Genomic DNA, 13,886 nt, shown 5'->3' on the forward strand with positions numbered 1-13,886 from the left:
TCTTTATTTTTCATCCATAAATTGTGGAAACCAGTTTTCATAGGCTTTTGTGAGTTTGTCTATAGAAAGTTTTAGTATTCCATCTATATCAAGTGCATCACCTGCAACGTTACCTAGCTCTATTAAAGAAACTGCACTTATTTGTGCGAGCTCTTTAAGGCTATTGAGTGCTTCAGGTTTGACTGCTAAAAGATAACGTCCTTGGTCTTCTCCAAAAAGTTCTGCATGTTCTGGTGATTGGTTGCTTAATTTTGTTTTGATCCCTTTACCTGCTTTAATGACCATTTCTGCAAGCGCAATCGCTAATCCTCCATCAGAAAGATCATGGGCGGCGTGAACAAAACCACGATGTATGACATCTCGAACAAATTGACCATGCTTTTTTTCAAGTTGTAAATCTACGTGAGGGGGGGCACCTGCATCAATATTTAAAATGTTTCGCGCATAGATTGATTGTCCTAAATGAGAACCGCAATCTCCCACTAAAACAATATAATCTCCATTTTGCATCCCCTTTATTGTTACCATTTTAGACCAATCACCAAGAAGTCCTACACCAGCAATTGTAGGGGTTGGAAGAATAGCTTCTCCATTTGTTTCGTTGTAAAGAGAAACATTGCCTGAAACGATAGGGAAATCGAGGATTCTACAAGCTTCCCCTATCCCTTTAATAGCCAAGACCAGTTGTCCCATAATTTCAGGTTTTTCAGGGTTACCAAAATTGAGATTATCTGTAGCAGCCAACGGCGTTGCACCTGTCGTACTAATATTTCGCCAACATTCTGCGACAGCTTGTTTTCCTCCCTCATAAGGGTCTGCTTCACAATAGCGAGGTGTTACATCAGAAGAAAAAGCAAGAGCACGTTTGCTATTGTTGCCTACACGGATAACGCCTGCATCGCCTCCTGGGCGGATAAGGCTATTTCCTTGGATAAGGGTATCATATTGTTCATAAATCCATCGTCGTGAACTTTGATCAGCAGAATTCAATAAGCTCAAAAGCGCATCACCAAGATTGTTAACTTTTTTGACGTCTTCTGTTTTCAGGAGTGTTTTTTTTGCAGGTTCACTCCAAGGACGGTCATAAACAGGTGCTTCATCACCAAGTTCTTTGATGGGAAGATTAACAACTTCTTTCCCTTGATGAAATACACGGAAACGTAGATCATTGGTTGTTTTTCCAATAATAGAAAAATGGAGCCCCCATTTATGAAAAATTGCTGCTGCTTTCTTTTCTAACTCTGGTTTAAGAACCATGAGCATACGCTCTTGGCTTTCAGAAAGCATCATTTCATAGGCTGTCATGTTTTCTTCACGAACGGGAACTGCATCAAGATTAAGCTGTATTCCTAGATTGCCTTTTGCACCCATTTCAACGGCAGAAGAGGTGAGACCTGCAGCTCCCATATCTTGAATAGCAACCACAGCTCCAAGTTCCATGAGCTCTAAACATGCTTCAAGAAGACACTTTTCTGTAAAAGGATCACCGACTTGAACGGTTGGACGTTTTTCACTGATTGAATCATCGAATTCAGCAGAAGCCATTGTTGCTCCACCGACACCATCTCGCCCTGTTTTTGCCCCAAGATAAACAACAGGGAGTCCGATGCCTTGCGCTTTAGAATAAAAAAGGGCGTCTGTCTTTGCAATACCGGCTACAAAGGCGTTAACAAGGATATTGCCATTATAACGCTCATCAAAATTTACTTCTCCACCAACCGTTGGAACGCCAAAAGCATTGCTGTAACCACCAATACCAGAAACAACACCGGAAACAAGATGGCGTGTTCGTGGATGATCAGGAGCGCCAAATCGCAATGCATTCATAGCGGCGACAGGACGGGCTCCCATTGTGAAGACATCACGTAAAATACCACCAACACCTGTTGCTGCACCTTGATAAGGTTCGATATAAGAAGGATGGTTATGGCTTTCCATTTTAAAAACCACACATTCCCCTTCACCAATATCAACAACGCCAGCATTTTCACCAGGCCCTTGAATGACACACTTTCCTTCTGTTGGAAGAGTTTTTAGCCATTTTTTAGAGGATTTATAAGAACAATGTTCGTTCCACATTGCAGAAAAAATTCCTAGTTCAGTAAATGTTGGCTCTCTACCGATTAACGTCAGGATACGTTGATATTCATCTTCTTTTAGCCCGTGTTGTGCAATGAGCTCTGGTGTAATAGTGATGTTATCGCAAGGCTTCATGAGTATTTATCCGTTAAATTAACTGAAATTTAGCATTTTAGTTTCTATCTAGCAGCTATTATAAGCAATAATGTTGTTTAATAATAAAAATATTCATAGACCGTAAGCTGAAGATTTTATTCGTTTGTTTGATGGGATTTAAGACCAAAAACGATCTTAAATAATTATGTATTTAGAAAATAATATCCATTGTTGTTTGTGAATAATTCCGTTCATGGATTTACGACGCAAGATATAGACCTTTGTTTTTTATAATTATGGAGCACAAGAATTTTGCGGCATCATCCATTTGCTAACTCTAAAGCACTTTGAAAAAGTAAACGACCGTCAACACCTCCATGAGCGGGTTCAATAAAGTTTTCAGGATGAGGCATCATACCAAGAATATTACCAGCTTTATTAACAATACCAGCAATATCTTTTATTGAGCCATTAGGATTTGTATTTTCTGTATAACGAAAAACAATTTGTTGATTATCTTCCATTTGTTTTAATGTTTCACTATCAACAAAATAATTCCCATCGTGATGGGCAACGGGACAACGAATAATTTGTCCTTTAGAATAATATCGAGAAAATTTTGTCTTGGCGTTGACGACTTCAAGTTTGATTTCACGACAAACAAATTTTAAAGAAGCGTTACGCATTAAAGTACCGGGTAATAATCCAGCTTCCAACAAAATTTGAAATCCATTACAGATCCCTATTATTGTAGTCCCTTCTTGTGCTTTTTCACGAATGGCCTTTAAGATAGGGGTTCGCGCTCCAATAGCGCCACACCTTAAGTAGTCGCCATAAGAAAAACCACCAGGAATAATAATAACATCTACATCTGGAATTGTTGTTTCTGTTTGCCAAATTTTTAGTGGTTCAACTCCCGTTATATGATGTAATGCTGCAATCATATCTCGGTCACGATTTAATCCAGGAAGTTGAATGATAGCAGTTTTCATGAGCGTTCCACTTAAAGAAGTTCGATTGTATAATTTTCAATGACAGTATTTACGAGTAACTCTTCACACATCTGGTTAAGTTTTTTCTTTGCGCTTTCAGAAGGTAGATCATCAAGAACAATATCAAAAACCTTTCCTTGACGAATGGAATGAACGCCCTCGAAAGCTAAACTTTTTAAAGCACCAACAATTGCTTCTCCTTGTGGATCAAGAACGCTTTCTCTTAAAGTAACTGTAATGCGTGCTTTCATTTTTTGCTTCCTGTTGTTAAAAGAACCTCTCCTTTGAAGAGGGGGTATTTATATAAGGTGATAATATTTTACCTTGTTTTTATTTTACGAGAACGGGACCACTTGGTCGTGTAGGTTCATTTTCATTCATAATACCAAGACGTTTGGCAACTTCTTGATAGGCATTAATAAGCCCACCCATATCACGACGAAAACGGTCTTTATCCATTTTTTCTTGTGTGTGCATATCCCATAGTCGTGCAGAATCAGGAGAGATTTCATCAGCAAGAACAATGCGCATTGTTTCATCTTCCCACAGGCGACCAAATTCCATTTTAAAATCAATTAATTGGATGTTAACACCGGCAAAAAGCCCAGAAAGAAAATCATTAATACGAATTGAAAGTTGCATGATATCTTCTATCTCTTGTGGGACAGCCCACCCAAAAGTTGTGATATGTTCTTCCGTTACCATAGGATCATCGAGAGAATCATTTTTATAGTAGAATTCAATGATGGATTGCGGAAGCGGGGTTCCTTCTTCCAGTCCTAAACGCTTAGCAAGAGAGCCGGCAGCAACATTGCGAACAACAACTTCCAACGGAATGATTTCCACCGCTTTAATAAGCTGTTCGCGCATGTTTATACGTTTGATAAAATGTGTTGGGATGCCCAAACGTCCAAGATGGCTAAAAATATGTTCCGAAATTCGGTTGTTTAAAACCCCCTTTCCATCGATAATTTCATGTTTTTTTGCATTAAAGGCAGTTGCATCATCTTTAAAAAACTGAATATAAGTCCCTGGTTCAGGTCCTTCATATAAAATTTTAGCCTTGCCTTCATAAATACGGTGGCGACGATTCATCATGATTCTCTATTTATCTTGAGAGGTTTTTAATAACATTGATAAATGATACTATCCTAATTGATAGAATTTCTCAATGATATTGCTATGATACTTTTATAATTTTTGTCATTACACGTTTATCCAAAGGTGAAGATACATAAGCGATGAGAAAGAAGATCATCTCTTTTGGATCAAATTTTTGCAAGAAAGTGAGAGAGGACCATAAGCCCTTCAGGCCAAGGTCCGTGTCCGGATTCTGCGTTAATATGGCCAGAATACCCAGCATCAACAAAGAGTGATCCCCAATCATTGGCAATTTTTTCTGCTACTGAAAATTGACAAAACTCATCGTTGCGACTGGCTATGACAATAGAAGGAAAAGAAAGCTTTTGGCGATGATAGGGGCCAAATGTCATTAAATGTTTGGGACGTATTTTTTCATTGGCGACATCTGGAGGTGCAACAAAGAAAGCGCCACAAATTTTTTCTGTATTTTGTACAGTTGCATGAATAACACTGGGAACTCCTAATGAATGAGCAATAAGCATAACAGGCCTTTGAGCTTTTGCGATGGCGGTTTTAACTTTGTTAACCCACTCTTCACAAACAGGCTTTGACCAATGGAGTTGTTCAATGCGGCGGGCTGTCGATAATTTTTTTTCCCAGCGTGTTTGCCAATGATCTGGACCAGATCCTTTGTAGCCAGGAACAATAAGAATATCGAGTTGATTTGCTTTCATGAATTGTTTTCTTTGTTACAACAGATTTTTGATCATAGGTGGAATGGATTTTGGTTTTCTATGTCGCTTTATTGTTCTTCAAAAACACGTTTAAAAATCGTATTTATATGTTTGGTGTGGTAAGAAAGATCAAATTTTTCGCGAAGTTCTTCTTCACTTAAAGCTTTGGTAACATCTTTGTCGTTGAGGAGTTCTTCTAAAAAATCTTTTCCTTGTTCCCAAACTTTCATCGCATTTCGTTGTACAATCCGATAAGAATCTTCACGACTAATCCCTGCTTGTGTGAGTGCTAAAAGAACCCGTTGTGAGTGAACAAGACCGCGGAATTTATTGAGATTTTTTTGCATATTTTCTGGATAGACAATGAGATTTTCAATGACAGATGTGAGGCGAGAAAGAGCAAAATCAAGTGTAATCGTCGCATCTGGAGCAATATAACGCTCAACAGATGAATGGGAAATATCACGTTCATGCCAAAGAGCTACATTTTCCATGGCCGGGAGTGCAAATGCACGTACCATACGGGCTAGTCCAGTTAAATTTTCTGTTAAAACTGGATTACGTTTATGAGGCATTGCCGATGAACCTTTTTGCCCAGGTGAGAAATGTTCCTCTGCTTCAAGAACTTCTGTTCGTTGTAAATGGCGTATTTCTATTGCTAGCCTTTCAATAGAGGAAGCAATAACACCAAGTGTTGCAAAAAACATAGCATGACGATCTCTTGGTATTACTTGGGTGGAAACCGGTTCAGCACGCATCCTCAAGGCTTTTGCTACATGTTCTTCAACGCGTGGATCGATATTAGCAAAAGTTCCTACAGCTCCTGAAATCGCGCAAGTAGAAATTTCTTCTCGTGCGGCAAGAAGACGTTTGCGACAACGGGAAAATTCAGCGTATGCAAGAGCAAACTTGATTCCAAAAGTTGTCGGTTCAGCATGAATGCCATGACTCCGCCCAATGGTGATTGTTTCTTTATGCTCAAAAGCACGTCTTTTTAATGCTTCAAGAAGTTGATCTATATCCTCTAGCAAAATATCACTCGCACGCATCAATTGAATGTTCAGCGTTGTATCGAGAACATCAGATGATGTCATACCTTGGTGGATAAAACGTGCTTCTGGTCCAATGAATTCAGCGAGGTGGGTTAGAAATGCGATAACATCATGTTTGGTAATTGCTTCAATTTCATCAATGCGATTGACATCAAATTTAGCTGCTGCCCCTTTTTCCCAAATGACTTTGGCGGCTTCTTTCGGAATAATCCCTAAGTGAGCAAGGGCATCACAGGCATGGGCTTCAATTTCAAACCAAATACGATATTTTGTTTCGGGAGACCAAATTGTTACCATTGCAGGGCGGGAATAACGTGCGATCATCATTTTTTTCCTTGTTGTGAGAGGATTGCGGCTTGGCGCAATGCACTAATACGTGTTTTGTAAAGCTCTTTATTTCCATCTTTATAAATTGCAGAGCCTGCGACAAATACATTTGCACCAGCTTTTGCAGCTATCTCAATTGTATCAACGGTGATACCACCATCAACTTCAAGATCAATAGGGCGGTTTGCAATCATGCTTTTAACGCGCTTAATTTTATCTTTTATTTCTGGAATAAAACTTTGTCCACCAAAACCGGGATTGACCGTCATGATGAGAATGAGATCTAATTGATCAAGCAAATATTCAAGGATATGTTCAGGGGTGCTTGGATTGAGTGCGATTCCTGCTTTTTTCCCCATTTTTTTGATTGTTTGGAGTGAACGATGAAGATGTGGACCTACTTCAGCATGAATAGTTATAATATCTGAACCTGCTTTTGCAAAAGCTTCTAAATAAGGGTCTACTGGTGCGATCATCAGGTGGACATCAAATATTACTTTTGTTAATGGGCGCAGAGCTTTGACGATTTCAGGACCAAAGGTGATGTTAGGAACAAAGTGCCCATCCATAATATCAAGATGAAGCCAATCTGCACCAGCATCAACAACATCTAACATTTCTTGTCCAAGTTTAGAAAAATCAGAAGCCAAGAGAGAAGGCGAAATGAGATGAGCATGGGGCATTAAAATCTCCTTAGATTGGCAGTTTTTATCATATCGCTGTGTATACACAAATATTTTTTGTGTTATGACGGAAAAGAAAAAATATGTATTATAGGTCTTTTTATGGAAAGATCGCTTGAAATTTTAAAGCTTTATAAGTGAAAGATATGTCGAATCATAAAACATATTTGATGCCTGAACTTCAACATAAACATACTATTGCGGTTTCTTCCCAAGAATATCGAGACGCCATGAGTCTTTTTGCAGGAGCTGTGCATATTGTGACAACAAATGGTATTAAGGGAAGACGCGGGGTGACTGTTTCGGCGTGTTGTTCTTTATCTGATAATCCTCCAACCCTTCTTGTTTGTCTTATGCGTCATAATTTAAAGAATCAGGTATTTATGGAGAATGGAAATTTTTGTGTTAATAGCTTGGCAGGAAAACATCGCTCATTAGCGGATGTTTTTTCGAGGCGTTGCAATTCTACACAAAATGAGCGTTTTGATGTTGCTCAATGGGGAGCTTTGCAAACGGGGGCGCCTAGTCTTTCAGACGCTCTAGCGTCGTTTGATTGTCGTTTGATTTGTTGGCACGAACACGCAACTCATTGTGTTTTGATTGGTGAGGTTGTTGCAATTAACTGTAATAAAGAAAAAGATGCTCTGATGTATTTGAAACGTGAATATCACACTTTGCCTTTATAAAGATTTTATTTTTTGCATTGATGAAATGATTTATTGTTGCTTCATTTAGATTTTAAGCAATGTAGAGAGTAGGGGAGAGATGACTCTGATATCTGATTTCCTTCTTTTTAAGGTTTTTCAATAAGCGAGAAAAATGATTCTGGATGAGATTTAATCAAGAGTTCAATCTACATAAATAAAGTGATCAAACCTAAACAGTACATTTAAATATATTCGTCGATTGTTATGAAAAAACATTTTACTCTTGTGTTGATGGGTATTGCACAATATATAGACCGCACATAGCATATGTGGAGGTTTTTTATTGCATGAGCGAAGAGATTTATGGTCAATATCGCCCTAGTGAAGATGAGCCTTTTATGAATGAGCGGCAAAAGGCGTATTTTCGTGCTAAATTGGTTTCTTGGAAGAATGATATATTAAAAGAAGCTCGTGAGACTTTGGAAAATTTGCAGGAAGAGAATGTTGGTCAACCCGATTTGACTGATCGGGCTTCTTGTGAAACTGATCGTACAATCGAATTACGTGCTCGTGATCGTCAGAGGAAACTTATTTCAAAAATAGATGCTGCTTTAGAGCGCATTGATAATGGGACATACGGTTTTTGTGAAGAAACCGGCGAACCCATTAGTATAAAGCGTCTTGAGGCTCGGCCGATAGCCGTTTTGTCATTGGAAGCGCAAGAACGTCACGAACGACGTGAAAGAGTTTATCGCGATGATTAAGGTAAGGTTATTAAGATGATAAACAAACGAAATTCGTGGTGATAAAATTGTATATTTTTATTTTTGAGGGGTAGGAATGAATAAAGATGGTTCTTGCCGCCCCTCAATTTCGGCGGTGATGGTTGAATCTTTTACCGCTTGATTCGTAAAAGGAGAGGGACTTTTATCCGATATATCGTTTCTTTCTGTAGGGGTGGAATTTAGATGTGTGTGTGTTTCTCTCTTTTGTATTTTGGATGTACCGGCAATATCGGATTCTACAACCATATCTGTTAATCCACCAATAAGGAGCAAATGTTCTTTATTATCGCAACGGATTAAAACAAGGCGGCGTGCTCGATCTATAGAAATTACTTCACATAATGCTAATCGCGATAGGCTTTTTTTTCTATTAATGTTGAATCTTCTTGTATTTAAACGGCGTAAAAATACGATAATTATGGTAATAGCTGCGATTGTTATTAAAAAAATCAAAAAGCTTATCGTTATGTTTGCCGCAGATACACCTATTTGCTCTGATAACCAGATATACATAGATTTTCTCCCATTTTGTATGGAAATATTATTTTTTATTGAGATAAATTTATAAACATACCCTCAAAAGGTTCACTTATAACGTAAGAAATAAACTTTTGAATATTAAGCGATCTTATCTTAGATAATATCATAGTATATACTTTATAACAACATAACAACGAATATAAAGGAAGTTTTGTGACATAAGAAATAGCTATAAGCTAAGGCAAAGAGAGATGGATAAAGATTTTGAGAATAATGAAAGATCAGCGTCTTCGTTTCATCGGAGAGTTGTTATTTTTGGTGTTGTTTTTGTATTAGGTTTTCTTTTCATTGTGGGTATTTTAGGTTTTTTTTATACACAAAACTATTTGCAACAGGCGATATCAATATCTTTTTTGATTCTAGCAATGATCGGTGTTGCAACACTCGTTTTGTATGGAATGGGAATTTTAAGATATCATGTGTGGTCGCATGAAGATTTTGATTTTAGCATCTTTAATAGGAGCGATGATGCAATTGTAATTTCTGATCTTTCTGGTTTTGTTTATTATTCTAATCAAAACTATCGAAAAATTCTGACCTATAGGCCTGAAGTGTCTTGTTATAGGGTTATTGCGGATCTTCCAGGAGCTGGTGCCCTCTCGTACCGTTTAAAGGTTGCAGCCTGTAATAATCTTGCAGCGCAAGAGGAATTAAGAGTAGAACAGCCAATTTTTACCGATTCTACACCAAAAAAGTCTGTTTGGTATAATATTTCCATTCAACCTATCACAAAACAGAAAAAAAAGCTTTTATTTTGGCGTATTACTGATATTTCGCACTTACAACAAACGCGAGAAGTTTTTTTCTCGAACCTTCAAGAGGCTATCAATCACTTGGATCAAGCTTCTATTGGTTTTGTATCCGTTAATAGACAAGGAACTATTCTTTATGCCAATGCGACTTTTGCAGAATGGTTTTCAATTGATTTAGCTAATTTCTCAATTGGTCAATATAATTTTGATTCGTTATTTGATAGCGTTGGCGCTAAGAGCTCATGGAGTGATATCTGTTTACAAACCAACAGATATCAAAGTTCAGGTTACTCTTTACCTTATAGGCTTTCGTTATGTTTAAATTCACACACGACTTGTGAGAAAATATTCCATTGTCTTATATCTGTTTCTTCTCTCTTAGAAGAGGAGGCTATTTATCGTATTGTGATCATTCCACAACAAATACAAAAAGAAGAGGACGATCAATTAAAATTACCCCGTATATTAGGAGAATATTTTGATGCGAGTCCTTTTGCAATAGCCGTGGTGGATCATGCAGGGCAATTGGTTCATATGAATAAAGCTTTTTCATCACTCACGGGATGTATGGACAAAGCTGTCAATTTTTATGATGTTATTTCTCGTCGTGATTGTGTGCAGTTAGAGCGTTCTTTTCAGAGAATTGCAACAAATAAAAATTATTTTGTTTCTCTAGAAACTGTTTTAGAAAAAAATGAAGAATGCCATTTACGGCTCCATATTATGTCTGTACCGCCCTATCATGGTGATGTATTGCAAGATTTGCTTATTATCTCTGTGATTGAAACAACCGAACAAAAAACTCTTGAAGATAAAATGATGCAAAGTCAGAAGATGCAAGCTGTAGGACAATTGGCTGGCGGTATTGCTCATGATTTTAATAATGTTTTAACAGCAATTTTAATGTCGTGTGATCTTCTTTTAAATACGCATCGTAGTTCTGATCCTGCTCATGCTGATCTGATCAATATTAAAAATAATGCTAATCGTGCAGCTGCTCTTGTACAGCAATTATTAGCTTTTTCTAGAAAGCAAACACTTCGACCTGAAGAAGTTGATTTTACAGAGTTTTTATCAGACATTCGCAATCTTATTTTACCACTTTTGGGTAATAATATTCAGTTAAAAATTATTCATGGAAGAGATTTGTGGAGCGTTGAAGTTGATCAAGCATCTTTTCAGCGTGTTATTATGAATTTGGTTATTAATGCGCGTGATGCCATGTTAGATGGAGGTATTGTTACGATTGCGACAAATAATATTACAAAGCAACAAAGTGCTGAATTTAATCATCTTGGATTAGCAATTGGCGAGTATGTGCAATTGACTATTTCAGATACAGGAGCTGGTATATCTGCTGCTATACAAGAAAAAATGTTTGAGCCATTTTTTACAACAAAAGAAGTTGGAAAAGGAACAGGACTTGGTTTATCAATGGTTTATGGAATTATCAAGCAGAGCGGTGGGTATATTTATTGTGAAAGTAAAGAAGGTGAAGGAGCAACATTTCATATTTTTCTTCCCCGTTATATCCCCAATATAAAAGGAGAAATTTCTCAAAAGGTTGAAAAAGATGAAGAGAAAGATAAAAATATAGACTTAACAGGATCTGCGACTGTTTTATTGGTTGAAGATGAAGATGCGGTCAGAATGGGGGGGGTAAGAGCTCTTCAAATGAGAGGATATACGGTTTTAGAGGCTGCAAGTGGGGTGGAAGCACTCTCTATTCTTGAGGAACAAAAAGGAGATGTTGATATTATTGTTTCCGATGTGGTGATGCCAGAAATGGATGGGCCCACTTTATTGAAGGAAGTCCGTAAAAACTATCCTGGTATCAAATTTCTTTTCGTTTCTGGATATGCAAAAGATGCTTTTGCTAAAAATCTTCCACAAGATGCTGTTTTTGGTTTTTTATCTAAGCCTTTTACACTCAAACAGTTAGCTGTAACAGTTAAAGAAACACTTTCGTCATGAGCAAAAATTTATGCAATAGAAAAAGTGCGTATTTTAAGATTTTTTAGGCTAAATACGAGAGCATTTTGATAAATAGAGCTTATGATAATGTCATAGAACTAAATAAAGAAGAAGAATTTTGAAAATGAAATAAAATTCAAAAAAATCACATGTTTTGTGCAAAAATTTATTGAAGAGATGGGCTCTATTATGTCAACATTTCATAGAGATTTTCAATTGTAGATACTGAGCAGAAACTATGTATAAAGCATTGAAATATGCTGATTAATAGATTGTTGATACACTCAAAAAGATAAAAGCTGTTGTTGCGTATCTATCATTTTGCTCTTTCCTTCAATAAATGCTTTTAAGGCTTCGGGGTAGAGTTTATGCTCTACTTTAAGAACTCTTTCTGCTAAGCGCTCAGCAGTATCATGGGGATAGACTGGAACGGCTGCTTGGGCAAGGATTTTTCCTGCATCCACGTCTTCTGTAACAAGATGAACAGTGCAACCTGTAATTTTTACACCTGCTTGTAAAGCTTTTTCATGTGTGTTTAAGCCTTTAAATGAAGGCAAAAGAGAAGGATGAATGTTTAAAATTCGTCCTTCATAAAGTTTTACAAAACGTGGTGAGATAAGGCGCATATACCCTGCAAAGCAGAGAAAATCTGGTTTATATTGATCTAAAATCGTAAAAATATTTTCTTCATGCTCTTCTTTTGTTTTGTAAATTTTACGATCAACAATATGAATGGGTAAGTTATGATTTTGTGCCTTTTCAATACCATTTGCACGCGGATTATCGCAAATAACAGCGACAATTTCAGCAGGATATTCCGTTTGTTGGCTTGCTTGAGCAAGGGCGACCATATTCGACCCATTACCAGAAATAAAAACGACAATTTTTTTTTTCATAAATTCAGTACCCCTTTATAAAGTATTCCTTTATTTTGATCTTGGCGTTTTATTAAAATGCCAAGTGGAGTTACAGTTTCTCCTTTTCTTTCAAGAGCTTGTGTAATTGCTTCAGCTGCATGCTGTGCTACGATAATGATCATGCCAATACCACAATTGAATGTTCTTAACATTTCTGTTTCTTCTATTTTACCTTGTTTGGCAATCCATGAAAATACTGCTGGAACATTGATGGTAGAAAGATTAATTTCAGCGCAGAGAGAAGATGGAAGGACACGTGGAATATTTTCAGGAAAGCCTCCACCCGTAATATGAGCAAGAGCTTTAATCCCTTCATATTTTCGCATGATGGGAAGAAGCGATTTTACATAAATGCGTGTTGGTGTAAGAAGTGCTATACCAAGGCTGTTTTCAGGGGAAAAAGGGGCAGGGTCATTCCATTTGAGATAATTTTGCTGGATGATTCGTCGAACAAGCGAAAAGCCATTGGAATGAATTCCAGAGGAGCTTAGACCTAATATAACATCACCTTCTATCAAATCTTTTGAAGGGAGTAGCTTGCTGCGTTCGCATGCTCCTACAGCAAAACCGGCTAGATCATAATCTCCCTCTGCATACATTCCTGGCATTTCAGCAGTTTCTCCTCCAATAAGAGCAGCACCGGCTTGTTTACATCCTTCTGCAATACCAGAAACAATCGCAGCCCCTTGTTCAGGGTCGAGCTTTCCAGTTGCAAAATAATCCAGAAAAAAAAGCGGTTCAGCTCCTTGTACAAGTAAATCATTGACACACATAGCAACGAGATCAATACCTACAGTATTATGGTGACCTACTTCGATAGCAATTTTTAATTTTGTTCCCACTCCATCATTGGCTGCTACGAGGATAGGATCTGTAAAGCCAGCGGCTTTTAAATCAAAAAGGCCACCAAACCCACCAATTTCTGCATCTGCTCCGGCTCGTTTTGTAGCGCGTATAAAGGGTTTGATTTTTTCTACCATGGCATTACCCATATCGATGTTTACACCGGCTTTTGCGTAGGTAAGGCCGACTTTGGATTTATTCTTTATAAGATCTTGATTGCTCATTGGAGCCTTCCTTTAATGGAAAATCAGGTTTTGATATTATGCAATGCCATGATAGAGTTCTCTCTGCAAGAGATATTGATAAGAAAATAAGCAACTTTTCTTGTAGCTTATTTTGAAGTTGTTTATAATTCTTTGTGAAGTTTTTTTTAGGATATTTT

At 37.4% G+C, this 13,886-nt stretch carries 13 protein-coding genes; 3 read left to right on the forward strand and 10 right to left on the reverse strand.

All coding sequences use genetic code 11. From position 1 onward, the window contains the following. Positions 1-3 precede the first annotated feature (3 nt). From purL to rpe, 7 genes are all read right to left on the reverse strand, one after another. Positions 4-2,214, reverse strand: a complete 2,211-nt coding sequence (gene purL, locus ACFIML_RS00620; RefSeq protein WP_375687137.1) for a phosphoribosylformylglycinamidine synthase subunit PurL — start codon at positions 2,212-2,214, stop codon at positions 4-6. A 281-nt stretch (positions 2,215-2,495) separates the two neighbouring features. Next, positions 2,496-3,167, reverse strand: a complete 672-nt coding sequence (gene purQ, locus ACFIML_RS00625) for a phosphoribosylformylglycinamidine synthase subunit PurQ (protein ID WP_375615125.1) — start codon at positions 3,165-3,167, stop codon at positions 2,496-2,498. Between the two features lie 11 nt (positions 3,168-3,178). Next, entirely contained in the window at positions 3,179-3,418 is a 240-nt protein-coding gene (gene purS / locus ACFIML_RS00630; protein ID WP_375615126.1) for a phosphoribosylformylglycinamidine synthase subunit PurS, read from the reverse strand. Positions 3,419-3,497: 79 nt separating this feature from the next. Beyond that, positions 3,498-4,262 carry a phosphoribosylaminoimidazolesuccinocarboxamide synthase gene (purC, locus tag ACFIML_RS00635; RefSeq protein WP_375606723.1) on the reverse strand — a complete coding sequence of 255 codons (765 nt, stop codon included), beginning with the start codon at positions 4,260-4,262 and terminating at the stop codon, positions 3,498-3,500. Positions 4,263-4,435: 173 nt separating this feature from the next. Further along, positions 4,436-4,984: an RBBP9/YdeN family alpha/beta hydrolase gene (locus ACFIML_RS00640; protein ID WP_375606634.1), complete on the reverse strand. Its 549-nt coding sequence runs from the start codon at positions 4,982-4,984 to the stop codon at positions 4,436-4,438. 68 nt (positions 4,985-5,052) lie between these two features. Next, a complete protein-coding gene (purB, locus tag ACFIML_RS00645) occupies positions 5,053-6,360 on the reverse strand; it encodes an adenylosuccinate lyase (RefSeq protein WP_375606722.1) in 1,308 nt (435 codons plus the stop codon). Beyond that, positions 6,360-7,046 (reverse strand): ribulose-phosphate 3-epimerase, encoded by a 687-nt coding sequence (gene rpe, locus ACFIML_RS00650; protein WP_375606633.1) that lies wholly within the window; start codon positions 7,044-7,046, stop codon positions 6,360-6,362. Before rpe ends, purB begins: the two co-directional genes overlap by 1 nt. 146 nt (positions 7,047-7,192) lie before the next feature. Between rpe and ACFIML_RS00655 the strand changes: the two genes are divergently transcribed. After that, positions 7,193-7,732: a flavin reductase gene (locus tag ACFIML_RS00655; protein ID WP_375606632.1), complete on the forward strand. Its 540-nt coding sequence runs from the start codon at positions 7,193-7,195 to the stop codon at positions 7,730-7,732. A gap of 308 nt (positions 7,733-8,040) precedes the next feature. Next, complete coding sequence (gene dksA / locus ACFIML_RS00660) at positions 8,041-8,457, forward strand: RNA polymerase-binding protein DksA (RefSeq protein WP_375606631.1); 417 nt, start codon at positions 8,041-8,043, stop codon at positions 8,455-8,457. A 57-nt stretch (positions 8,458-8,514) separates the two neighbouring features. Here the strand turns inward: dksA and ACFIML_RS00665 are convergent, their stop codons facing one another. Beyond that, positions 8,515-8,991 carry a hypothetical protein gene (locus ACFIML_RS00665; RefSeq protein ID WP_375606630.1) on the reverse strand — a complete coding sequence of 159 codons (477 nt, stop codon included), beginning with the start codon at positions 8,989-8,991 and terminating at the stop codon, positions 8,515-8,517. Between the two features lie 218 nt (positions 8,992-9,209). Between ACFIML_RS00665 and ACFIML_RS00670 the strand changes: the two genes are divergently transcribed. Next, on the forward strand, positions 9,210-11,744 hold the full coding sequence (locus ACFIML_RS00670) for a response regulator (protein WP_375615129.1): 2,535 nt from the start codon (positions 9,210-9,212) through the stop codon (positions 11,742-11,744). A 284-nt stretch (positions 11,745-12,028) separates the two neighbouring features. On the opposite strand, the gene purN is transcribed toward ACFIML_RS00670, so the two are convergent. Together purN and purM are read right to left on the reverse strand one after the other, a co-directional pair. Beyond that, complete coding sequence (gene purN, locus ACFIML_RS00675) at positions 12,029-12,640, reverse strand: phosphoribosylglycinamide formyltransferase (RefSeq protein ID WP_375610464.1); 612 nt, start codon at positions 12,638-12,640, stop codon at positions 12,029-12,031. Beyond that, complete coding sequence (purM, locus tag ACFIML_RS00680) at positions 12,637-13,728, reverse strand: phosphoribosylformylglycinamidine cyclo-ligase (RefSeq protein ID WP_375606627.1); 1,092 nt, start codon at positions 13,726-13,728, stop codon at positions 12,637-12,639. The genes purN and purM overlap by 4 nt, the downstream gene beginning before the upstream one ends. Positions 13,729-13,886 lie beyond the last annotated feature (158 nt).

Origin of the sequence: Bartonella sp. AC62GZZY (assembly GCF_042196525.1) — a bacterium.
In the GTDB taxonomy this organism is placed as follows: Bacteria; Pseudomonadota; Alphaproteobacteria; order Rhizobiales; family Rhizobiaceae; genus Bartonella.

Bases quoted from the DNA above. Each gene is read 5' to 3' on its own strand.
- purS (WP_375615126.1), bottom strand. From the start codon at position 3,418: ATGAAAGCACGCATTACAGTTACTTTAAGAGAAAGCGTTCTTGATCCA.
- dksA (WP_375606631.1), top strand. From the start codon at position 8,041: ATGAGCGAAGAGATTTATGGTCAATATCGCCCTAGTGAAGATGAGCCT.
- rpe (WP_375606633.1), bottom strand. From the start codon at position 7,046: ATGCCCCATGCTCATCTCATTTCGCCTTCTCTCTTGGCTTCTGATTTT.
- purB (WP_375606722.1), bottom strand. From the start codon at position 6,360: ATGATCGCACGTTATTCCCGCCCTGCAATGGTAACAATTTGGTCTCCC.
- purM (WP_375606627.1), bottom strand. From the start codon at position 13,728: ATGAGCAATCAAGATCTTATAAAGAATAAATCCAAAGTCGGCCTTACC.
- ACFIML_RS00640 (WP_375606634.1), bottom strand. From the start codon at position 4,984: ATGAAAGCAAATCAACTCGATATTCTTATTGTTCCTGGCTACAAAGGA.
- ACFIML_RS00670 (WP_375615129.1), top strand. From the start codon at position 9,210: ATGGATAAAGATTTTGAGAATAATGAAAGATCAGCGTCTTCGTTTCAT.
- purN (WP_375610464.1), bottom strand. From the start codon at position 12,640: ATGAAAAAAAAAATTGTCGTTTTTATTTCTGGTAATGGGTCGAATATG.
- ACFIML_RS00655 (WP_375606632.1), top strand. From the start codon at position 7,193: ATGTCGAATCATAAAACATATTTGATGCCTGAACTTCAACATAAACAT.
- ACFIML_RS00665 (WP_375606630.1), bottom strand. From the start codon at position 8,991: ATGTATATCTGGTTATCAGAGCAAATAGGTGTATCTGCGGCAAACATA.
- purL (WP_375687137.1), bottom strand. From the start codon at position 2,214: ATGAAGCCTTGCGATAACATCACTATTACACCAGAGCTCATTGCACAA.
- purC (WP_375606723.1), bottom strand. From the start codon at position 4,262: ATGAATCGTCGCCACCGTATTTATGAAGGCAAGGCTAAAATTTTATAT.
- purQ (WP_375615125.1), bottom strand. From the start codon at position 3,167: ATGAAAACTGCTATCATTCAACTTCCTGGATTAAATCGTGACCGAGAT.